36 protein-coding genes, 7 tRNA genes and 1 pseudogene are annotated in these 21,350 nt (G+C 24.8%); 12 read left to right on the top strand and 32 right to left on the bottom strand.

Annotation, left to right across the window (positions count from 1 at the left end; translation table 4 throughout):
• Window positions 1–11: 11 nt before the first annotated feature.
• The 27 genes from AACK83_RS08480 to AACK83_RS08610 form a co-directional block, all read right to left on the bottom strand.
• The gene (locus AACK83_RS08480) at window positions 12–1,067 is read right to left on the bottom strand and encodes a hypothetical protein (protein WP_338957708.1); all 1,056 of its coding nucleotides are present in this window, start codon (window positions 1,065–1,067) and stop codon (window positions 12–14) included.
• Between the two features lie 2 nt (window positions 1,068–1,069).
• Window positions 1,070–1,261: a hypothetical protein gene (locus tag AACK83_RS08485; protein ID WP_338957709.1), complete on the bottom strand. Its 192-nt coding sequence runs from the start codon at window positions 1,259–1,261 to the stop codon at window positions 1,070–1,072.
• A gap of 9 nt (window positions 1,262–1,270) precedes the next feature.
• A complete protein-coding gene (locus AACK83_RS08490) occupies window positions 1,271–1,468 on the bottom strand; it encodes a hypothetical protein (protein WP_338957711.1) in 198 nt (65 codons plus the stop codon).
• Between the two features lie 2 nt (window positions 1,469–1,470).
• Window positions 1,471–1,665, bottom strand: a complete 195-nt coding sequence (locus AACK83_RS08495; RefSeq protein WP_338957713.1) for a hypothetical protein — start codon at window positions 1,663–1,665, stop codon at window positions 1,471–1,473.
• A gap of 142 nt (window positions 1,666–1,807) precedes the next feature.
• Window positions 1,808–2,068 carry a hypothetical protein gene (locus tag AACK83_RS08500; protein WP_338956747.1) on the bottom strand — a complete coding sequence of 87 codons (261 nt, stop codon included), beginning with the start codon at window positions 2,066–2,068 and terminating at the stop codon, window positions 1,808–1,810.
• Between the two features lie 105 nt (window positions 2,069–2,173).
• A complete protein-coding gene (locus AACK83_RS08505; protein WP_338957714.1) occupies window positions 2,174–2,302 on the bottom strand; it encodes a hypothetical protein in 129 nt (42 codons plus the stop codon).
• A gap of 1 nt (window position 2,303) precedes the next feature.
• Complete coding sequence (locus AACK83_RS08510; RefSeq protein WP_338957715.1) at window positions 2,304–2,492, bottom strand: hypothetical protein; 189 nt, start codon at window positions 2,490–2,492, stop codon at window positions 2,304–2,306.
• Window positions 2,492–2,617 (bottom strand): hypothetical protein, encoded by a 126-nt coding sequence (locus tag AACK83_RS08515; protein ID WP_338957716.1) that lies wholly within the window; start codon window positions 2,615–2,617, stop codon window positions 2,492–2,494. Before AACK83_RS08515 ends, AACK83_RS08510 begins: the two co-directional genes overlap by 1 nt.
• Before the next feature lies 1 nt (window position 2,618).
• The gene (locus AACK83_RS08520) at window positions 2,619–3,197 is read right to left on the bottom strand and encodes a hypothetical protein (RefSeq protein ID WP_338957717.1); all 579 of its coding nucleotides are present in this window, start codon (window positions 3,195–3,197) and stop codon (window positions 2,619–2,621) included.
• Window positions 3,198–3,256: 59 nt separating this feature from the next.
• Window positions 3,257–3,532, bottom strand: a complete 276-nt coding sequence (locus AACK83_RS08525) for a hypothetical protein (RefSeq protein ID WP_338957719.1) — start codon at window positions 3,530–3,532, stop codon at window positions 3,257–3,259.
• A 225-nt stretch (window positions 3,533–3,757) separates the two neighbouring features.
• Window positions 3,758–4,705 (bottom strand): rolling circle replication-associated protein, encoded by a 948-nt coding sequence (locus tag AACK83_RS08530; RefSeq protein ID WP_338957721.1) that lies wholly within the window; start codon window positions 4,703–4,705, stop codon window positions 3,758–3,760.
• Window positions 4,706–4,919: 214 nt separating this feature from the next.
• A complete protein-coding gene (locus AACK83_RS08535) occupies window positions 4,920–5,780 on the bottom strand; it encodes a hypothetical protein (RefSeq protein WP_338957723.1) in 861 nt (286 codons plus the stop codon).
• A complete protein-coding gene (locus tag AACK83_RS08540) occupies window positions 5,780–6,037 on the bottom strand; it encodes a hypothetical protein (RefSeq protein WP_338957725.1) in 258 nt (85 codons plus the stop codon). The genes AACK83_RS08535 and AACK83_RS08540 overlap by 1 nt, the downstream gene beginning before the upstream one ends.
• A 9-nt stretch (window positions 6,038–6,046) precedes the next feature.
• A complete protein-coding gene (locus AACK83_RS08545) occupies window positions 6,047–7,102 on the bottom strand; it encodes a hypothetical protein (RefSeq protein ID WP_338956741.1) in 1,056 nt (351 codons plus the stop codon).
• 2 nt (window positions 7,103–7,104) lie between these two features.
• Window positions 7,105–7,296 (bottom strand): hypothetical protein, encoded by a 192-nt coding sequence (locus tag AACK83_RS08550; protein WP_174481228.1) that lies wholly within the window; start codon window positions 7,294–7,296, stop codon window positions 7,105–7,107.
• A 9-nt stretch (window positions 7,297–7,305) separates the two neighbouring features.
• Window positions 7,306–7,503, bottom strand: coding sequence for a hypothetical protein (locus AACK83_RS08555; RefSeq protein ID WP_338956743.1), 198 nt, complete (start codon window positions 7,501–7,503; stop codon window positions 7,306–7,308).
• 3 nt (window positions 7,504–7,506) lie between these two features.
• Entirely contained in the window at window positions 7,507–7,830 is a 324-nt protein-coding gene (locus tag AACK83_RS08560) for a hypothetical protein (RefSeq protein WP_338957727.1), read from the bottom strand.
• Window positions 7,831–7,842: 12 nt separating this feature from the next.
• A complete protein-coding gene (locus AACK83_RS08565; protein WP_338956747.1) occupies window positions 7,843–8,103 on the bottom strand; it encodes a hypothetical protein in 261 nt (86 codons plus the stop codon).
• Window positions 8,104–8,137: 34 nt separating this feature from the next.
• Entirely contained in the window at window positions 8,138–8,338 is a 201-nt protein-coding gene (locus tag AACK83_RS08570; RefSeq protein WP_338956748.1) for a hypothetical protein, read from the bottom strand.
• A 1-nt stretch (window position 8,339) separates the two neighbouring features.
• Window positions 8,340–8,528, bottom strand: coding sequence for a hypothetical protein (locus AACK83_RS08575; protein WP_338957728.1), 189 nt, complete (start codon window positions 8,526–8,528; stop codon window positions 8,340–8,342).
• A complete protein-coding gene (locus tag AACK83_RS08580) occupies window positions 8,528–8,653 on the bottom strand; it encodes a hypothetical protein (protein ID WP_338956654.1) in 126 nt (41 codons plus the stop codon). Before AACK83_RS08580 ends, AACK83_RS08575 begins: the two co-directional genes overlap by 1 nt.
• Window position 8,654: 1 nt before the next feature.
• Window positions 8,655–8,993 (bottom strand): hypothetical protein, encoded by a 339-nt coding sequence (locus AACK83_RS08585; RefSeq protein ID WP_338957730.1) that lies wholly within the window; start codon window positions 8,991–8,993, stop codon window positions 8,655–8,657.
• Window positions 8,994–9,035: 42 nt separating this feature from the next.
• Complete coding sequence (locus tag AACK83_RS08590; RefSeq protein WP_338957733.1) at window positions 9,036–9,512, bottom strand: hypothetical protein; 477 nt, start codon at window positions 9,510–9,512, stop codon at window positions 9,036–9,038.
• 217 nt (window positions 9,513–9,729) lie between these two features.
• Entirely contained in the window at window positions 9,730–9,933 is a 204-nt protein-coding gene (locus tag AACK83_RS08595) for a hypothetical protein (protein WP_338956753.1), read from the bottom strand.
• A 59-nt stretch (window positions 9,934–9,992) separates the two neighbouring features.
• Window positions 9,993–10,268: a hypothetical protein gene (locus AACK83_RS08600; protein ID WP_338956755.1), complete on the bottom strand. Its 276-nt coding sequence runs from the start codon at window positions 10,266–10,268 to the stop codon at window positions 9,993–9,995.
• Window positions 10,269–10,555: 287 nt separating this feature from the next.
• A complete protein-coding gene (locus AACK83_RS08605; protein WP_338957735.1) occupies window positions 10,556–11,020 on the bottom strand; it encodes a hypothetical protein in 465 nt (154 codons plus the stop codon).
• Window positions 11,021–11,081: 61 nt separating this feature from the next.
• Window positions 11,082–12,029: a rolling circle replication-associated protein gene (locus tag AACK83_RS08610; protein WP_338957736.1), complete on the bottom strand. Its 948-nt coding sequence runs from the start codon at window positions 12,027–12,029 to the stop codon at window positions 11,082–11,084.
• Window positions 12,030–12,148: 119 nt separating this feature from the next.
• Between AACK83_RS08610 and AACK83_RS08615 the strand changes: the two are divergent.
• The 3 genes and pseudogenes from AACK83_RS08615 to AACK83_RS08625 form a co-directional block, all read left to right on the top strand.
• Window positions 12,149–12,622 (top strand): annotated as a pseudogene (locus tag AACK83_RS08615) (oleate hydratase); the annotation flags it as partial.
• 321 nt (window positions 12,623–12,943) lie between these two features.
• The gene (locus AACK83_RS08620) at window positions 12,944–13,321 is read left to right on the top strand and encodes a S1 RNA-binding domain-containing protein (protein WP_252318945.1); all 378 of its coding nucleotides are present in this window, start codon (window positions 12,944–12,946) and stop codon (window positions 13,319–13,321) included.
• 170 nt (window positions 13,322–13,491) lie between these two features.
• Window positions 13,492–14,802 (top strand): glucose-6-phosphate isomerase, encoded by a 1,311-nt coding sequence (locus tag AACK83_RS08625; protein ID WP_338957740.1) that lies wholly within the window; start codon window positions 13,492–13,494, stop codon window positions 14,800–14,802.
• A gap of 160 nt (window positions 14,803–14,962) precedes the next feature.
• On the opposite strand, the gene AACK83_RS08630 is transcribed toward AACK83_RS08625, so the two are convergent.
• From AACK83_RS08630 to AACK83_RS08645, 4 genes are all read right to left on the bottom strand, one after another.
• Window positions 14,963–15,397 carry a hypothetical protein gene (locus tag AACK83_RS08630; protein WP_338957742.1) on the bottom strand — a complete coding sequence of 145 codons (435 nt, stop codon included), beginning with the start codon at window positions 15,395–15,397 and terminating at the stop codon, window positions 14,963–14,965.
• A 202-nt stretch (window positions 15,398–15,599) separates the two neighbouring features.
• Complete coding sequence (locus tag AACK83_RS08635) at window positions 15,600–16,226, bottom strand: isochorismatase family cysteine hydrolase (RefSeq protein WP_338957744.1); 627 nt, start codon at window positions 16,224–16,226, stop codon at window positions 15,600–15,602.
• A 9-nt stretch (window positions 16,227–16,235) separates the two neighbouring features.
• A complete protein-coding gene (locus tag AACK83_RS08640) occupies window positions 16,236–16,553 on the bottom strand; it encodes a hypothetical protein (RefSeq protein ID WP_338957746.1) in 318 nt (105 codons plus the stop codon).
• A 118-nt stretch (window positions 16,554–16,671) separates the two neighbouring features.
• A complete protein-coding gene (locus tag AACK83_RS08645) occupies window positions 16,672–17,100 on the bottom strand; it encodes a hypothetical protein (RefSeq protein WP_338957748.1) in 429 nt (142 codons plus the stop codon).
• A gap of 283 nt (window positions 17,101–17,383) precedes the next feature.
• On the opposite strand from AACK83_RS08645, the gene AACK83_RS08650 reads away from it, so the two are divergent.
• From AACK83_RS08650 to AACK83_RS08680, 7 genes are all read left to right on the top strand, one after another.
• A tRNA-Val gene (locus tag AACK83_RS08650) sits at window positions 17,384–17,459 on the top strand.
• Between the two features lie 7 nt (window positions 17,460–17,466).
• Window positions 17,467–17,543: transfer RNA gene (locus AACK83_RS08655), tRNA-Thr, on the top strand.
• 11 nt (window positions 17,544–17,554) lie between these two features.
• Window positions 17,555–17,639, top strand: a tRNA-Tyr gene (locus tag AACK83_RS08660).
• Between the two features lie 10 nt (window positions 17,640–17,649).
• A tRNA-Gln gene (locus AACK83_RS08665) sits at window positions 17,650–17,724 on the top strand.
• Window positions 17,725–17,740: 16 nt separating this feature from the next.
• Window positions 17,741–17,815 (top strand) — tRNA-Lys (locus tag AACK83_RS08670).
• A 6-nt stretch (window positions 17,816–17,821) separates the two neighbouring features.
• Window positions 17,822–17,909 (top strand) — tRNA-Leu (locus AACK83_RS08675).
• 65 nt (window positions 17,910–17,974) lie between these two features.
• A tRNA-Leu gene (locus AACK83_RS08680) sits at window positions 17,975–18,056 on the top strand.
• 73 nt (window positions 18,057–18,129) lie between these two features.
• On the opposite strand, the gene AACK83_RS08685 is transcribed toward AACK83_RS08680, so the two are convergent.
• Window positions 18,130–19,158 (bottom strand): hypothetical protein, encoded by a 1,029-nt coding sequence (locus AACK83_RS08685; RefSeq protein ID WP_338957750.1) that lies wholly within the window; start codon window positions 19,156–19,158, stop codon window positions 18,130–18,132.
• A gap of 486 nt (window positions 19,159–19,644) precedes the next feature.
• Here AACK83_RS08685 and AACK83_RS08690 point away from each other — a divergent pair, with 486 nt between their 5' ends.
• Together AACK83_RS08690 and AACK83_RS08695 are read left to right on the top strand one after the other, a co-directional pair.
• Window positions 19,645–21,189, top strand: coding sequence for a sodium-dependent transporter (locus AACK83_RS08690; RefSeq protein ID WP_338957751.1), 1,545 nt, complete (start codon window positions 19,645–19,647; stop codon window positions 21,187–21,189).
• Window positions 21,190–21,194: 5 nt separating this feature from the next.
• Window positions 21,195–21,323, top strand: coding sequence for a hypothetical protein (locus tag AACK83_RS08695; RefSeq protein ID WP_255495923.1), 129 nt, complete (start codon window positions 21,195–21,197; stop codon window positions 21,321–21,323).
• The last annotated feature ends 27 nt before the right edge of the window (window positions 21,324–21,350 follow it).

Here is a 21,350-nt window from a genome sequence, read left to right on the forward strand (position 1 = left end):
TTTCACAACTCCTAACCTATAATTAAACTAATTGCTCTAACAAATAATCATAAAGGTATAATATTTTCTATTCCACTAACAATATCAACATTTAAAGCAGTACTAATCGTATCTGAAAAAATATGTCGTAATAAACTATCTGTTGTAAAAAGAAATTGTCTTAATGGTTCAACTGGTAAAACTTTACCAACAACACCATAAAGTACTCATCTAAAAGCATTACGCAAATGACCAAAAACATCATATCAACTAACACGTTCATAATCAGGGTTAAAAGGACTATTTGGTGGTACTGGTACAATATCTTTGGAAGAAAAAATGTTCATCTGCCCAAACTTAACATGCAAACCGTCACGATTAGTTAACGAAGATAAATCAAAATCAATTGTTAAATGCTTTAAATTTGGAACACGAACCGGCATAGTAACAAAATTATATTTTCCTAAATTGTAAACACTATCTTTATCATTTAATACACCTTTAAAATTATAACGAATATTACCTTCATAATCTAAAAATGAAAATGTATAAATAGAAGAAAAATAACTAAAATATTCAGCAGAAATATAAAACATAAAACCTTGTATATAAAAACTCAAAGGTTTTGTAATTTCAAAAGTCAACTTAAAACTTAAATTATTAGAAACATTATAATTTCAAAAAACTAACTCATTAAACTTACCAGTTTGTATATAATTATGATTAAATAAAATAAGAGATAACTGTTCTAAATCTTGCTCTGTAAAATCATAATTTGTAGATAAATCACTAACTCGTCTATCAAAATTACCTACAACATCAGAATGAAATTGAATTGAATAAGGAGTATCAGTAGTTTTATGTACAACAGCAGAAACTAATTTTAAATCTGGTTGGCCAACATCAAAATAAGCAGAGTTTCATGGAATAGTTGCTCAATCATTAAAATCATTATATTTAACGGGTTTAACCATATCGCTAGTTATAGTGTAATTACTTTCACTAGGTGCATTAGAAACAATTAAACTAGTTGGTGCTTGAACAGTACTATTTACAACAAAAAATAATTTAGCAAACTTAAATCACATAATTATTTACCAAATAAACATTTTAAAATTCACCATGAACCATAAAATATAATAAATCCAATAAAAAACTGAGTTCCATAAACTACTAAATTTCATAAAATAGTAGTAAATTGGTCAACTGGACTACCTATAAACATAGTTCAATAATCAACTATACATTGATGTATTTTATTGTAAATATCTCAAACACTCATAATTAACACCTACCCAAACAATGACCTAAAAACAAATTTAATACTACGATAAATAAAATTAAAAAATACAGCTAATACCAACCAAAAAGTCAAATTAAACAAAATATAAACTTCATCAGTAATATTTGGTTGATTTAAAAATATTTGAATATCTTTACTAGAAAATATAAAAATTAAATGTAATATACTATTCACAAAATCACTCATAATTAATTACCTACAAACTTCCCTTTTTTATTTTCAACACCCTTAGCCTTATTTTTTAAACGTTTTCTTTCATGTTGTTTAGCAATTTGCTTTCCAACAAATTTTGAACTTCCCTTAATATTTTTATAACTTTGCTTTACAGTACCCGATGTAGAAACTGGCTGAATATCAATACTTAAAAAAAACTGACATAGCAAACTTTATTAAAAGAATAAAAACAACAAAAGTTCCTAAGTTAAAACCTAAATCTGCCATTGGCAAATTTCAAAATTTCATAAATATTTGTGTAAATAATTCTAAAATTTTTGAAATAAAAGCAACACCCATAATAAACTACTCCTATATTATTTTTAATAATTTTAAAATTAATGAAAAAGTAAAAAGTACTAAAATAATTGCTAACAATGGTGCTGGCATAGAAACTATTTGTTGTGAACTATCACCAAAAATAAAACTTTTAATAACCAAAGATAAATTATGTAAACCAGAAAAATCAGTAATATAACTTTGTAAAATATTTTGCACAATATTATTTAAAGAAGGTAAAAGTTTACCCAATAAAGGAAAAACAAAAATTATCGCAAAAAATAATTTAATCATAACTATTACCTCCTAAAAATAACTTTAATTCTTTCTATCTAAATCCACGAATAATATGTCCTATGAATTCTTTAATAAATACTAAGACCATCATAAATATTGGAATTAATACCGGTCAATTTGTCATAATTGAGTCCCAGCAAATACTCAATCAAATACATAACTAAAAGATTCTAATAATTTTTGGCCAATACCTCCAATCATATTTAATAGTGCGGTTAAACCTGCGGGCATTCTAATCACCTCCCTCCTCTAATTCTTTTCTTGCTCTTTCTTTCCGTTTTTGTTCTTTACAATACCAACAATCTGGGTCAATTACGTTATGCTTTTTATGTTTAAATTTTCAAATTATCTTTTTAATAGTACCCTTAAAAGCCCAAGCAGTACCAAGCACAGCCAATATCACAACTATTCATTTAACCATTATTTTTTACCTCCTAAAAAATTATCAAAACTCATATTTTCACTTAATCTTTGTTCAAAATTTCTTTTTGATTTTTTCTTATGTAACTTTTGTCTTGGCATATTTTTTCATTTATCTTTTTTCATTTTAAACACCACCTAATGTATAAGCATAAGAATAATCCCAATTTAAACTTGCTCTATCTAAATTAATCTCAGACATACTATCATCGTTTAAATCAACTTCAACCATACCGTCATCTGTACTTTGATAATCATTAACACTGTTATTAATTATTCTTGCTCTTTCATCAGTAAATACTTCTTGTAATTCTGTATTATTATGTGTACTTCCAAATGGTAATAATAAAGTATTTATAATCTCACTTGCTCCGGCAATAATCGTAGGAATAGCAAAATAATTATTAAAATTATTATTAATACCCATAGCAACACCAGTTGAAATCAAACAACCGCCAGTTCCCATATTTGCTATTTTTCTTATATTTTGAAATTTATTAGGTATTAATTCAGTTAAACCACTAATAACATTCGCTATACCAAAACTATTTAAAGCAATATCTAATATACAATTTGGACAATAATATTTTCTAGTATATAAGTTTTGTAAAACTCTTTTTGGACAAATAACTTGGTCGCAAAGTTTACATATATAAATTGCTAAATGAAATGCTTGTTCACATGAACAATTATTATTTTTAGCCATAATTTAAACTTAACTCCTAACATAAAATAATTATTTAAAATTACCCTTTTAATAAATAACTATTTTCAATTAGAAAGTTTTTTAATATTACCGCTTAAATCAAGTTCAAGTGAATAAAAATTACCAACTTTTAAATCAACACTAGATAAACAATTATTAAAATCACTAGCAAATTCTGGATTATATCATTTATCACGTGTTTGACCAGTTGGCACGCTTGTTTGTTTATTTATTTCTACAAACTTCAAAACATCAAACTTTAATGTTTGAGCTTTATTATTTTTATCGGGTATAATACGCCCTTTTTCAATATTAACTAATTGAACTTTAAACATAAAAAAACTTAACCTCGACTATTCATTAAAATTTAATTTAATAAGTTAAGCATAGTAGGGTAAAACCTATACTTATTAATAATATATCATAAAAATATAAAATTTCAACAAAAAATAAAAAAATGAACACTAGTAAGAATAGTCGTAATTACTAATGTTCAATAAACATTATATATATATATATATATATATACAAGTAAAAATATAGAAAAACTAGTTTTTTTTCTAATGTAAAACTTTTTTCTTAAAATCTATTTTTTCAACTTTATTGCCAAAAACTTTATCTACCCAAGTCAAAACATCTTTATCTCTTTGAATTAAATAACCTATTTCACTAGTCCGTAAATAATACTTATGCGATAAAGCACTTAAATATACATAACGTTCATAATCTTCATATTCTTTAAAATAATCATTTACAACAGTACTTTCAATAATACCACCAATCATAACAGTATTACCGTTACTATCTCTTTGAGTTTTAAAATAAAATACATTTGTTGCTTTAAAACTTGCTTTAATTATATCTTGGATTGTAATTTTTTTAATACCACGAACTACAATAGGATTTTTACAATTACGACTAAAAGCATAAGCCTTTACACCTACATCTGTTTGATTTATAGATTTAACATCATCTATTGCTTTTGTAACATACTTTCCTAAATATTTAATAACAAATTCATTTGTACCTTTTTTAACTACTTTTAAATCATTAAAACCGTGAGTTCATCATTCTGCTAGCATACTTTTATGTATCTTTCTATTAAAAATTATATGAAAATGAATAGCACCACGAGATTGATATTCATAAACATAAAAATACTTTAATTCTCCTAAATGTTCAAAACGTTTAGGGTCATTTCACCATTTCTTTAATTTAAGAAAAAATAAACGAATATCTTTTTTTGCTTTTTTAATATCTTGTATATTATCTTTATAAGTTAAAGTAATAAAACTCAACATTTTACTATCATAAAAATTATGTAATGCTTTTTGAATTAAATTAGTTTTAGTACGAACAGTATTATTTCTTAATTTTTGTTTATTACCAACATAACATTTACCTTTTTTATTTCCAATATTATTTAAAAAAGAAATAGGTAAAACAACATTTTTAACATAACAAGCATAAAAAATCTTTTTAACATAAAAATCTTGTTGAAAATCCATATATAAAACTCGACTATTCTAGGTTTTAAAAAAACCAATTTTATACATTTTAATAACAAACAAATCTTAACATAAAAAATTATAAAAATAAATATAAAACAAAAACGATACTTAATCATGGAAATAGCTCAAGTATATAGGGACTTCGTCCCTCACCACTACGTGGCTCACCCAAATTATAGTCCCAGTAGGTTCACTGGGACTATAATCATTTTTATTTATCTTTATTTTTAAGTTTATCTTTTTTCTTTAAAATATTATCCAATTTATCCAAACCAGCAAATTTAATATCACTATAAGTCATATCGATACTACTTGCTTCTTTAAGGTATTTCTTAGGTGATAATTCACTTTTAAGTTCATGCACATAATGTAAAGCCCTAGAATTATACCTTTTCAACCAATGTCTAGGAAAAAATAAAGTCATAGCCATTGCTTCACCGCTATAACTTGGAGGCATTATGCCTTTTTTAATCATTTTCTTTGTTCTACGTCGTGAAAACACTACTTTATTATAATCCTCAATATTAGTATATAAATTAAGATTAAATATAACAACAAAGCCCAAAAAACGCATTCTTTTAACTTGCACAACATACTCTACTTTTTCTCTTGCTTGTACTGGTATTCTATTAGGGTGTTGTTCAATCAAATACATTGTACCATTAAACATGTGACCTATTAACTTACAAAATTGTCCTAAACTTTCTTGTTGATTTTTAAACTGTACTCCTAAATCATTAGAATTTATTTTTAATGCTAATTCATCTAAAATTATTAAATCTTGTTCCTCAAAAGCATAATTACTTGCTAACTGATTAAAAGTAAAAACATCATTATAATTAACCAAATAAGAATAACCATTTTTTAATTTAATAGGAAAAGGACTAACTACTCGTTTTTTATGAGTTTGTGCTAAACAACAAGCAAGAGCAGATTTACCAGTGCGTGGTGGCGCTGAAATAATATAACTACCTACACGTTTTAAAATTTTAACATTACGAATAGTTATAAGAATTGGATAAATAATCATAATCAAACCTATAACCAATAACACGTAACCATATCAAGGCATTATTTAACCACCTTATTTTTATTTTTAAACTTACTTTTAATTCAAAAACAAAATTTCATAAAATATGAACCAAAAACAAAAGAAAAAATAAAATTAAAAATAAACAATAAAAATTGAACATCAAAACCAGAATTTTCATAAAATAATTTTAATTTATCTACATCAAAATTAAAAAATAATGCAGTAACTAATGATGTTAAAAAACAAACAACAACTGTAATCAAAATTTCACATCAAAACAATCTTTTATTTTCCATAATAAACTCCTAACCTATAATTAAACTAATTGCTCTAACAAATAACCATAAAGGTATAATATTTTCTATTCCACTAACAATATCAACATTTAAAGCAGTACTAATCGTATCTGAAAAAATATGTCGTAATAAACTATCTGTTGTAAAAAGAAATTGTCTTAATGGTTCAACTGGTAAAACTTTACCAACAACACCATAAAGTATTCATCTAAAAGCATTACGCAGATGACCAAAAACATCATATCAACTAACACGTTCATACTCAGGGTTAAAAGGACTATTTGGTGGTACTGGAACAATATCTTTGGAAGAAAAAATATTCATCTGACCAAATTTAACATGCAAACCGTCACGATTAGTTAACGAAGATAAATCAAAATCAATTGTTAAATGCTTTAAATTTGGAACACGAACCGGCATAGTAACAAAATTATATTTTCCTAAATTATAAACACTATCTTTATCATTTAATACACCTTTAAAATTATAACGAATATTACCCTCATAATCTAAAAATGAAAATGTATAAATAGAAGAAAAATAACTAAAATATTCAGCAGAAATATAAAACATAAAACCTTGTATATAAAAACTCAAAGGTTTTGTAATTTCAAAAGTCAACTTAAAACTTAAATTATTAGAAACATTATAATTTCAAAAAACTAACTCATTAAACTTACCAGTTTGTATATAATTATGATTAAATAAAATAAGAGATAACTGGTTTAAATCTTGCTCTGTAAAATCATAATTTGTAGACAAATCACTAACTCGTCTATCAAAATTACCTACCACATCAGAATGAAATTGAATTGAATAAGGAGTATCAGTAGTTTTATGTACAACAGCAGAAACTAATTTTAAATCTGGTTGGCCAACATCAAAATAAGCAGAGTTTCATGGAATAGTTGCTCAATCATTAAAATCATTATATTTAACGGGTTTAACCATATCGCTAGTTATAGTGTAATTACTTTCACTAGGTGCATTAAAAACAATTAAACTAGTTGGTGCTTGAACAGTACTATTTACAACAAAAAATAATTTAACAAACTTAAATCACATAATTATTTACCAAATAAACATTTTAAAATTCACCATGAACCATAAAATATAATAAATCCAATAAAAAACTGAGTTCCATAAACCACTAAATTTCATAAAATAGTAGTAAAATCATCAACTGGACTACCTATAAACATAGTTCAATAATCAACTATACATTGATGTATTTTATTGTAAATATCTCAAACACTCATAATTAACACCTACCCAAATAATGACCTAAAAACAAATTTAATACTACGATAAATAAAATTAAAAAATACACCTAATACCAACCAAAAAGTCAAATTAAACAAAATATAAACTTCATCAGTAATATTTGGTTGATTTAAAAATATACTAATATCATTACTAGAAAATATAAAAATTAAATGCAATATACTATTAACAAAATCACTCATAAATTAAGCACCTACAAACTTCCCTTTTTTATTTTCAACACCCTTAGCCTTATTTCTTAAACGTTTTCTTTCATGTTGTTTAGCAATTTGCTTTCCAACAAATTTTGAACTTCCTTTAATATTTCTATAACTTTGCTTTACAGTACCCGATGTAAAAACTGGCTGAATATCAATATTTAAAAAAACTGACATAGCAAACTTTATTAAAAGAATAAAAACAACAAAAGTCCCCAAATTAAAACTCAAATCTGCCATTGGCAAATTTCAAAATTTCATTAAAATTTGCGCAAATAATTCTAAAATTTTTGAAATAAAAGCAACACCCATAATAAACTACTCCTATATTATTTTTAATAATTTTAAAATTAATGAAAAAGTAAAAAGTACTAAAATAATTGCTAACAATGGTGCTGGCATAGAAACTATTTGTTGTGAACTATCACCAAAAATAAAACTTTTAATAACCAAAGATAAATTATGTAAACCGGAAAAATCAGTAATATAACTTTGCAAAATATTTTGCACAATATTATTTAAAGAAGGTAAAAGTTTACCTAATAAAGGAAAAACAAAAATTATTGCAAAAAATAATTTAATCATAACTATTACCTCCTAAAAACAACTTTAGTTTTTTCTACCTAAATCCACGAATAATATGTCCTATAAATTCTTTAATAAATACTAAGACCATCATAAATATTGGAATTAAAACTGGTCAATTTGTCATAATTGAATCACCAGCAAATACTCAATCAAATACATAACTAAAAGATTCTAATAATTTTTGGCCAATACCTCCAATCATATTTAATAGTGCGGTTAAACCTGCGGGCATTTTAATCACCTCCCTCCTCTAATTCTTTTCTTGCTCTTTCTTTCCGTTTTTGTTCTTTACAATATCAACAATCGGGATCAACTATATCATGTTTTTTATGTTTAAATTTTCAAACTAACTTTTTAATAGTACCTTTAAAAAACCAAGAAGTAGCAAACACAGTCAATATTACAACTATTCATTTAACCATTATTTTTTACCTCCTAAAAAATTATCAAAACTCATATTTTCACTTAATCTTTGTTCAAAATTTCGCTTTGCTTTTTTCTTATGTAACTTTTGTCTTGGCATATTTTTTCATTTATCTTTTTTCATTTTAAACACCACCTAATGTATAAGCATAAGAATAATCCCAGTTTAAACTTGCTCTATCTAAATTAATCTCCGACATATTATCATCATTTAAATCAACATCAACCATACTGTCATTTGTACTTTGATAATCACTAACACTAGTGTTAATTAATCTTGCTCTTTCATCAGTAAATACTTCTTGTAACTCTATATTATTATGTGTATTGCCTAATGGCAACAATAAACTATTTATAATTTCACTTGCTCCCGCAATTATCGTAGGAATAGCAAAATAATTATTAAAATTATTATTAATTCCCATAGCAACACCACTACTAATCAAACATCCACCAGTAGCCATATTACATATCTTTCTTATTGCTTCAAATTTATTAGGTATTAACTAAGTTAAACCACTAATAACATTAGCTATACCAAAACTATTTAAAGATATATAAGTATCTCAATCTACAAAAGGCTTATCAATTACTGGATTAGGAGTTGGTATTGGAGTAGGAATTGGTGGTTCAGTAGGACAAGGCGGCCAAAAACAAGGTTCATCTCTTAATAAAGAAACTGACTTATCTACATACTGAACAAACTTGGCATAGTTAATTAAACCAATAGTCCCTAAACCTAAAAATATCTTTTTATAACTATTAATAACTTTATTTCTAGTAGTTGGTCTTTGATTAATATTCCATATATCAATTCCTAACTTTTTACTAAATAATAAAGAATTTATAGAACCTAATACTGGGTCTTTTAAATATTGACCATAATAAGCACTAACACCTACCATAGCACTTAATGGACTTAATCCAGTTCTTAAAATTTTAGTTAAAGTATAATTACTAGTTTGCTCTAATTCATTAGGCATAAATAAAACTCCTTACTTTATATACTAATAAGGAGCTTATTTATGAATTATAATCTAATCCATTGGGGCTTAATGAAAAATATATAATCCATATATAAGCCCCTTATTTAATTTTTACTTATTTCTTTTATTCTCTTTTTTTATTCGTTCCATTTCATTAGCAACTCTGTAACACATTTCACAACCATATACTCGTTCATAAGTTCAATCACTACATTTATGTCTCATAATTTAACTTACTTTCTTGCTGTCTCATTGCCTTATTTAAAGCAATATCTAATATACAATTTGGACAATAATATTTTCTAGTATATAAGTTTTGTAAAACTCTTTTAGGACAAATAACTTGGTCACAAAGTTTACACATATAAATAGCTAAATGAAACGGTTGTCCACAAGAACAATTATTACTTCTAGCCATAATTTAAAATTAACTCCTAACATAAAATAATTATTTAAAATTACCCTTTTAATAAATAACTATTTTCAATTAGAAAGTTTTTTAATATTACCGCTTAAATCAAGTTCAAGTGAATAAAAATTACCAACTTTTAAATCAAGAGTAGATAAACAATTATTAAAATCACTAGCAAATTCCGGATTATATCATTTATCACGTGTTTGACCAGTTGGCACACTTGTTTGTTTGTTTATTTCTACAAACTTCAAAACATCAAACTTTAATGTTTGACCTTTATTATTTTTATCGGGAATAATACGCCCTTTTTCAATATTAACTAATTGAACTTTAAACATAAAAAAATACTTAACCTTTCGCGTTCATTAAAATTTAATTTAATAAGTCAAGCATAGTAGGGTAAACCTATACTTACTAATAATATATCATAAAAATATAAAATTTCAACTAAAAATAAAAAATGAACATTAGTAAGAACGCGAATAATCACTAATGTTCATTAACCATTATATATATACAAGTATATTCTTTAATAATTTAATTTTTTATGATAAAACTTAAAATTTTTAAATTTATTATTTTAAATCATTTTTTAAACAATTCGGGCAAATAGCAATCATAATTTTTAACTTGTTTTTTCAGTTACTAAAAAGAATTTAAAAATTACACTTCAATCAATTATTTTTTTCCTATTATATAATGAATTAGTAAATTCATCTCATTTTTTTGTATCAATAATACTTCTACATTGAGAACATTCATATTTATTTTCGAAATTAAAAATAGATAATAAAATATTTACTTCTCACAAATACGAATTAAAATGTGTTATAAATTGTTTTGACATTTCTTTTACTGAAAGTTGTTTACTACCTATTATTTCATTTTTATAATCTCTAAGTAAATTTTTCTCTTCATAAGAAAAAAATTGATATTTATTTCAAATCTTTTCTAATTCTTTATATAATTCTGTTCTAATTGTTCTTTTTCTATTTTCAAATTGAAAATATATAGTAATTCCTAAAGTTATAATAACAGACATAGCACTAATAATACTAGTACAAATTTCAATTATTGTTTTAGTATCCATTTTTTTCTCCTTTTATATTTTATTATAATTTAAAAAAATAAAAAAAATACTAAAAATTAAACTAATGTAAAACTTTTTTCTTAAAATTTATTTCTTCAACTTTACTACCAAAAACTTTATAAACTCAAGTCAAAACATCTCTATCTCTATGATTTAAATAACCAATTTCACTAGTCCATAAATAATGTTTATACGATAAAGCACTTAAATATACATATTTTTCGTAATCTTCATATTCTTTAAAATAATCATTTACAACAGTACTCTCAATAATAGCACCAATCATCACAGTATCACCATTACTATCTCTTTGAGTTTTAAAATAAAATACATTTGTTGCATTAAAACTTGCTTTAATTATATCTCCAATTGTCAATTTTTTAATACCACGAACAACAAGAGGATTTTTACAATTACGACTAAAAGCATAAGCCTTTACACCTACATCTGTCTGATTTATAGATTTAACATCATCCATGGCTTTTGTAACATATTTTCCTAAATATTTAATAACAAATTCATTTGTACCTTTTTTAACTACTTTTAAATCATTAAAACCATGAGTTCATCATTCTGCTAACATACTTTTATATATCTTTCTATTAAAAATTATATGAAAATGAATAGCACCACGAGATTGATATTCATAAACATAAAAATACTTTAATTCTCCTAAATTTTGAAAACGTTTAGGGTCATTTCATAACTTTTTTAATTTAATAAAAAATAAACCAATATCTTTTTTTGCTTTTTTAATATCTTGCATATTATTTTTATAAGTCAAAGTAACAAAACTTAACATTTTACTATTATAAAAATTATGTAATGCTTTTTGAATTAAATTAGTTTTAGTACGAGAAGTATTATTTCTCAATTTTTGTTTATTTCCAACATAACATTTACCTTTTTTATTTCCAATATTATTTAAAAAAGAAATAGGTAAAACAACATTTTTAACATAACAAGCATAAAAAATTTTTTTAACATAAAAATCTTGTTGAATATCCATATATAAAACTTCCGCGTTCTAGGTTTTAAAAAACCAATTTTATACATTTTAATAATAAACAAATCTTAACATAAAAAATTATAAAAACAAATAATAAAAGAAAAACGATACTTAATATGGAAATAGCTCAAGAGTGATTATATCATATTGGTGTTCCTGAAGAAGAAATCTTTCAACTTGCTAAAAACTCATGTAATGTGGTACCAGTTTATATGCCATTTATTACTTCATACTTTATGCCAAGAGAAATTGGTGATCGTCCTTTAGTAGTTCCGGAAGGTTCAAAAAATTTAGCGTTTATTGGTAATTTTAGTGAAACTGAAGATGATACAGTTTTTACAACCGAATATTCAGTGAGAACTGCTATGGAAGCTGTCTATAAATTATTAAAGGTTGATAGAGGAATACCAGAAGTTTTTGCTTCAGCATATGATATTAGAGTAGTATTGAATTCAACTCATATTTTATGAGATAAGAAAAAAATTAATGATATACAAGTTCCTCTCATCTTAAAAATTTTCCGTAGAGGTGCATTAAAAAAAATCAAGGGAACTTTTCTAGAAGAATTACTTGAAAAATCAGGATTATTATAATAAATCCTAATATTTTTAATAATATTTATAAAATAAAATATCTATATTAACTTACCATTTTAAGTATAAAATAAAGAAAAATATTAAAAAAAATTAGTAATATTGTTACAAGTAACATTCATTTCTTTAAAAATAAAGAAATTGCTAACAAATTTAATATTTTAATAATCTTTAAATTTAAAATCAATTAATAATTTCTCATTCTAATGTTTAAAAATTCATAAAATTAATATTATTAATTTTAACTTCAAGATTAAATATAATGTTATAATATTTTTATGTATTATTAAATTATACAAAAGAAAGAGGAATTAACTTATTATGAGTACAATTATTAAAAATGAAGAAAATGAATCAAATGTTCAACAATTTCAAGTTGGTGACATTATTACCGTAACTCCAACTGGAATAAAGGAATTTGGAGTTTTTTGTAAGTGTCCAAATGGATTTTCTGGTTTAATTCACATTAGTCGTATTACCCCTAAATTTGTTAAAAATGTTAGTGATTATTTTACAATTGGTACATCAGTTAAAGCAGAAATAACAGGTATTGATCATACTAAACAACAATTAAGTTTAAGTACAAAAGAACAAGGATTAGTTGCAAAGAATAATTCTTCAATTGAAGAAAATGGTAAAGGATTTGCACCAATAAGAGAAACTGTTGATAATTGATTTAAAAAAGAAGAAAATAATTAAAATACTATTTTTCTTCCAAATAATAAAAAATATTGCTATTTAATGGTAATATTTTTTATTTTTTTCTTGCAATCTAAAATTTTTACAACTATATTTTTATTATAAATATTAAATAGTATTATTACGAATTAATATTTTAATTTTAAATACTATAAGGAGGTTATAGAATAGTGATAAAAACTAATTTAAAGTTTACTAATTTAGATATGAAAGAATTATCAACTTTATATCAAGAAAAAGTAACGGTGATTAACGCTGAACTGGAAAGTAATGCTAAAAATGAAGATGGTTGATTAGGATGAATTGATTTTCCATTTGCATACCAAAAAGACATTACTTTTCAAGACTCTTGAAAACGAATGAAAACTCTAGCATTGAAACTACAAAAAGAAATACAAGTTTTAGTAGTAATTGGTATTGGTGGATCATACTTAGGTGCTAGAGCAGGAATTGATATGGTGCAAGGTTTATTTAATAATACCGCTCCTGTTAAAGTAATTTATATGGGTAATACCATGAGTTCAACTTATGTTCACCAAGTTTTATCATATTTAAAAGATAAAGAATTTGCCATTAATGTTATTTCTAAATCAGGAACTACTACTGAACCAGCAATAGCTTTTCGTTTGTTAAAAGAACTATTAATTAAACAAAAGAAAAATAAGAATATTGTTAATAACAGAATTATCGCTACTACTGATAAAACAAGAGGAGTACTCCATGATTTGGCAAAAGAAGAAGGATATGAAAGCTTTGTTATTCCCGATAATATCGGTGGTAGATACTCTGTTTTAACTCCTGTTGGTATTTTTCCGATGATGGTAGCAGGAATTAACTGTGAAGAAATTATTGCTGGTGCGCAATTAGCAGCAAAAGAATGTAAAAGTGATAAAATTGATGTTAATGATGCCTATTTATATGCAGTTTCTCGCTATCATTTACATAAAACTAATAATAAAGCAGTTGAAATTTTAGTAAGCTATGAATTACAAATGCAAATGTTATGTGAATGATGAAAACAATTATTTGGTGAGTCAGAAGGTAAGGATGGCAAAGGATTATTACCAGCTAGTGTTGTTTTTTCAACTGATTTACATTCAATGGGCCAATTTATTCAAGAAGGTTCAAAAATGTTTTTTGAAACAGTAATAAAAATCAAAAAACCTAATGAAGATATCAAAATTCCACTTGATAAAGAAAACAATGATCAATTAAACTATTTAACAAAACATTCTTTACATGAAATTAATAATATTGCCTTACAAGGAACTATTGAAGCTCATAGTGATGAAATAGTAGGAAAAACACCAAATATTTTATTAGAATGGGATACAATGGATGGCAAAATGTTTGGTTATGCTAGTTATTTCTTTATGAAGGCTTGTGCTGTTAGTGCAAAATTATTAGGTGTTGACCCATTTAACCAACCTGGTGTTGAAGTATACAAAAAGAAAATGTTTACATTATTAGGTAAAAAATAATTTCCTAATAATAAATTTAATAAAACATTAAAATATAGTTATATAAAAACCATTCTGAAAAGAATGGTTTTTATATAATTTACTTAGTTGTTCTTCACTTATTAATTTACAATATTATATTATGACATTTTTTTGTAAATAATAATCTAAATAAATGTAATTATAAGTTAAGTTGTATTTTAAATGATGGTAAATGATATATACCAGTGCTAGTTGATGGTGCATTTATAAAATCAAATTGATTTATTTCATTTACCATTTTTTGTTCTTGTTCTTTAATTAAAAAACTTTCTACTATATGCTTAGTTATTTGCTCTTGAATAGAATATTGTGCTTTTTCTTCAGAAAAACCTTGATTAATACATTCAATAAAAATGAAAGATAATTTTTCATTTATTTCATTATTCTTAATAATCTCTTGATAAACATCATTAAATTCATTATTTAATAATTTTATATTTAATATTGATAAATCTTCATAAGTCATATTTCTAAAATTTAAATTAAATTCAAATTTTTCAAAAATATTTATTATTAATTGTTGATTTTCAAGTTCTTGATACTCGCTTTCTGATTGGATTACTTTACTAGCCATCTTTTATTCTTCCTTTTCTTTAAAACTTTAATTTAATAAAACCTAATATAGAATAATTTCTATATTAGGTATAAACATTTATTAAATTATTTTATCATTTTATCATAATTTCTATTCTAAATATAAAAATTATTAAATAATATGTAATATGTATAAAATTTATTATTTATATAAATTTATTTTATTTAAAATTCTACTTTAATTAAATAACATCCTTAACAATAGTAATGCCATTTTTAAGCATTGAATATCATGCATATTGATTTAAAATATGAGCTGGATGCTCTGGTTCATCATAAGTATTTGTCATTGTCATTGGAACAATAACATTTACTTCTTTATTGTGCTGATTAAATCAAGTTTTACAACTAATAGCAAATTGATAAATACAAATATCAGTACAACAACCAACAATAATAATGTTATCCCATTGTAAATTTGGCTTAAAATCAAAAGCAAAAAAACCATTAGTACTATTTTTTTTAATAATCTTAATATTGTCAAATTTTAATTCTTCTACTAACTCTGATTCAATAGTATTTTCCAAACAATGACTAGGAAAAGTATGAAATTCGGGACTATGTTCATTATGAGCATCATTAAAAGCAATAACTTTAGTTTCATTAGTATTTACTTTTGCTAATAAATTTTTAATTGGTTTAATAATTAAATTAATATTGGGTGAAAATAAATTTCCTTTTTTAGCAAAGCCATTAACCATATCAACAATAAATATAATATTATGACCTTTTAAAGTTTTAAAATTTAAATTAACTGTTTTATCCAAAGTTTTATTTATAATTTCAATAAATGAATCATTATTTTTCATTATTCACCTCTATTTTTTAAAAATTAATCGTTTAATAATAAATCAAATTATACTACAGCCAGAACAAATTGGCATTAAGAAAATAGTAAAAATAATTCCTACTTTTAAAAAGAAAATATCTACTGTTATTCCCTGACTACTTTGATAGATTAAACTATCAATTACACCATTTATATAAATAAAATTAAATCCATTAAAAATGTTTTCTATTTTAATACTTAATAACATAATTAACCCTAATAACAAAAATATAAAACCAGAAAAAAATAAAATAGTAATTATTTTTTCATCAAGAGGTAATTTTTTTCATCAATTTTTAGTTATCATTATTATCACCTATTTTTTTTAATTATATCATTGTTATATTACTGCTATAAAATAAATAAAAAAATTCTTACTTTAATGTGAAAAATAAGAATTTTTTAAAATTAATAAATCGCTATTTTTATTTTTTTACTACTTTTAAATAACAACTGTATCCAAAAATAATAAGACTTGTAAAAAATAAGATTGGAGTAGCAATAACCGCTAAGATTACTCCTATTTGTAACTGTGCTGCTGTACCTGTTAAAGTTGCAGTTCCACCTAATGCAGCAACTGCAATTTTTAATTTATCAAAAAAATCAGTTAATGACATAGTAACACCAAAATTAGTTATACTACCCTTAATAAAATCTCCAATAGTTCAAGGATGAGAATTTCTTAAAATTCAAAACCCATCATGACTTTCAGCCGCTTTAGCTCCTAGAGGTTTAACTGTTCAAGATACTGTTCCAATTAAAATTAATCCTAAAATCATTACTATTAACATAGTTATAAATACGTAAATGCTAATTTTATCTAACTTTGATAATTTTTTTCAAATTTTTTGCATAAATTTTCCCTTTCTTTTAATATAAATATGGCTCAAAAAAATTTTAGCAAACTTTAAAAAAATATTATATTTAAAATATATAAAACTGAAAATAGGTATAAAATAGTAATATTTAACATAAAATTATTTTTTTTGGTTTTTTCTTTTAACTTTTCTTTTAAAAAATAATTAAAAATAAAATAATTTTACATTATCTTTAAAAAATAATTGTAAATGTGAAAAATATCTATTATAATGATTAAGGTTTTTTAAGAATAAATAATTCTAATAAAACAATAAATAAGGAGTATTAGCTCAGCTGGGAGAGCAATTGCCTTACAAGCAATAGGTCGGCGGTTCAAGTCCGTCATACTCCACCATTTACCTGCTGATGTGGCTCAATCCGGCAGAGCAACGGTTTTGTAAACCGTAGGTTGCAGGTTCGATTCCTGTCATCAGCACCATTATTATTTATGGAGGGGTAGCAAAGTGGCCAACTGCACCTGGCTGTAAACCAGATCTCTTCGAGTTCGGGGGTTCGACTCCCTCCCCCTCCACCATATTACTTATTGGGGTGTAGCCAAGCGGTAAGGCAACGGCCTTTGACGCCGTCATGCGTTGGTTCAAATCCAACCACCTCAGCCATATATTTTATTAATTTGTCCTCGTAGCTCAGCGGTAGAGCACTCGGCTTTTAACCGAGGTGTCGCAAGTTCGATCCTTGCCGGGGACACCATTTGATGCCCAGGTGGTGAAATGGCAGACACGTCGGGCTTAAGATCCGATGACTTTTACAGGTTGTGCGAGTTCGAGTCTCGCTCTGGGCACCATTTTATATATTTATTAATGACGAGGAAGTATTCCTCATTTTTTATAAGCAAGTAAACTATATTTTGCCCAGATGGCGAAATGGCAGACGCAGTAGACTCAAAATCTACCGAGAAATCATGCGGGTTCGAGTCCCGCTCTGGGCACCACTAATATTAAATTATTAGTATAAAAAGGTATTCTTAAAAGAATACCTTTTTATTTTTATAATATTAAATATTATTAAACTGATAATCGACGTTCTGAAGATTGTTGTTTAACAGGCAAACGTTCTTCAGAATTTAATGCTGCTGTATTAAGTGGTTTAGGATCAGCTATTTCAACAACATGAGAAGTTGACATGACTGATTGTGTTTCCTCTCCATTATTAATTTTTTCTGGATTAAAAGGTTTATTTAATAATGGATTATTATCATCACTATCTTCAGAACTTGATGATGATGGTGAAGATGTACTGCTAGAAATATTTTCATAATTATCTTCCTCATCAAAATCATTAACATCCGCACATCAATTTTCATATAATTCCATTCCAGTATTTACTAATAAACCAGTACCAACTATTGCAAGACCAGCTATTGTGTCTCAAAAAGCCGTTGATCTTTTCTTATAAAATGGTTGGTCATCATCATTATTATTTGGATTACTTAATTCATGATATGCAAAAAGACTAACACCAGTAATTGCACTAGCAATAGTTATTGGTGCTAATAAACTTGCAGCTGTATTACCTATTTTTTGTCATATATTACGTTGTTGATTTATTGCATTTTCTTCATTATTAGGTGCACAACATTCTGATATTTTTTTACTAATTGTCACTATATGATTTAAACTTGAAGCTGCTGCTGCTGTAATAAAAGCATATGTAACAGGTAATGTATCTGGATTGGGTGTTGGTCAGTTAAGTCAAGCTACTGCTAGTGGTAATAATGGTGCTGTTGCAAAACTCACTCCTGTTAATAAATTATTAATCCTTACATTATTAATATTTCAATATCTTAATATTAAATTAGTTAACGAAATTTTTGAATTAATTCCTCCTTCCAACATAAAAAATAATGCTGGTGCTAGTGATAATACTCCATCTTGATATAATAAATAGTTACCCCCAGTTACCATTCAATTACCAAGAGTAAGTAACACATCTCTTATAGTAGGTACTACCCTATTTCTATTATTAGTTGATATTAAATCATTTGGTAATAATTGTTCTGTAGAAGAATAACTTCTTGCTGGTGATGAATCCATATTTTTCATCCTTTCTAAAAAATAATTTAAAGTAATAAAATTAATATAAAAACACCCATATTAAGAATTACAATTCTTAAATATGAGCTAAACTCTAGTCTTTATTTATTACTTCTTGTATTATAACCCTATATTAAATAAATGAAAGTAATATAATCATTAATATTGAAATTATGAAAAATAATTTTAATAACTTAAATAATTAAATTAATAATATTAAAAATAAATTTTTATTATTTCCTTATATAAGGAGGAGTTTTATTTTTTAATATTACTTTTTTAAAATTTACTTAAAAACCTTGTTTTTTCTTATTATTTATTTTTAATAATATCATTTTATTAAATAAAATAAAATTTTGATTTTCTATATATTTTCCAATACACATTATTAATAAATAACATCGCAAAATTTTATTTACTGAAATTAGTTTTAATAAAATATTTTTTTTGTATAATTAACTGTTATAAAGGAGGTCATTTATTAATATGAAAAAACAACGCTTAAATATCTCAAAATTAGGATTTTTACTTTCAGTAATGGGTTCGGCAGTAGGATTAGGTGGTATTTGAGGATTTCCAACTCAAATGTATAACCATCATGGTGCTTTTCTAATCCCTTTTTTAATATGTATGGTAATTTGTGCAATACCAGTTTTATTTATTGAAATGACAATTGGTAATAAATATCGCAAAAATCATATTGAATTTTTTAGTGAGGTTGGAGGTAAAAAGGGTGCTTTTTTCTCTTGATTGCATTCAACAACCGTTATTTTACTAAGTACTTATTATAGTGTTTTAGTAGGATGAACTTTAATTAATATTATTATTAGTTTTATTTCTAATTTAAATAAAGGTTCTTATTTTTATCATAATATTTTACAACAAACAAATGATCAAGATATTAGCAATTTAAATAGCCTAGGTAACTTAAATTGAATGATTTTACTTGCAACAATTGGTGTATGAATTATTTTGGGTATCATTCTACTAGGTGGTGTTGAAAAAGGAATTGAAAAAGCCAATAAAATTATGATTCCATTTTTATTTTTAATGATTATTATTTTAGCAATTTATACTAGTACATTATCAGGTGCTAAACTTGGATTAAATGTAATGTTTGATTTAGATGCTAAAGAATTATTAAATCCTGGATTATGAAAAGATGCTTTTGGTCAATCATTCTTTATGTTATCAACATGTACAGGAACCATTTATATTTATGCAGCTCATGCTCCTGAAAAACAAGATAGTACTAATCAAGCTTTTGTAGTAGCCTTTGGTACTAGCGTTATTGGTATATTAACAACAATTATTGTTTTTAATTCAATAGGTGCAATTGCTCAAAATCAAGGTAAAACTGATATTAAAGATGTATTTCAAGCAGGACCTGCTTTGATTTTCCAAGTAATACCACAATTATTTGCTATTATTAATAATCAAGTTCCTATTTTAGGAAATATTTTAGCAATATTATTTTTTGTTACACTTTTCTTTGCGGGTATGTCCTCACTAATTGGTCAAGTTGAATCAATGGTAAATGGTCTAGAATATGAAATTCATTTAAAGCGCAAACAAGCATTAGCAATATCATTATTAGGAGCAATGGCAGTATCAGTATTATTTACCTTTAGTAATTCACCAGCGCTGTTTAATGGGCTAGCAATCTGAGTAGCACAAATTTGACTACTAATAATTGGGTTTATTTTATTAATTGGTATTAGTCCATATGGCTGAAAACTATATGATACATTAAAATTATATAATAATGAAAATTCATGAATGAAATGAACAAAAGGATATAAAATAGTAATTTTAATTATCGCACCAATTTTAATTTTAATTAATATTGCTACTGGTATCTATGATTTTATTATTAATATTATCAATGCTAATTTTGTCTATGGTACAGTTGGTCTAACACTTGGTGTTGGGTTAGTTTTACTTTTAACTTTTATCTTAACTTATCATAAAAATATTCATAATGGTTTTAATAAATTATTTAAAATAAAAACAAAAACTGAAAGAGGTTAAAAAACATGGATGTTGGAGCAATTATTTTAATGGTAATTTCTTTAGTAAGTATTATTGGTCTTTTTATTTTCTTTGTCATAATGGATTTTAAGAGTCATAAAAAACAAAAAAGAAAAGAAAAAAACAAAGAATAATATTTTTTAAAATATTTTAGTATACTT

It is taken from the genome of Spiroplasma endosymbiont of Tiphia femorata, assembly GCF_964020225.1.
Taxonomy (GTDB): Bacteria; Bacillota_I; Bacilli_A; order Mycoplasmatales; family VBWQ01; genus Spiroplasma_E.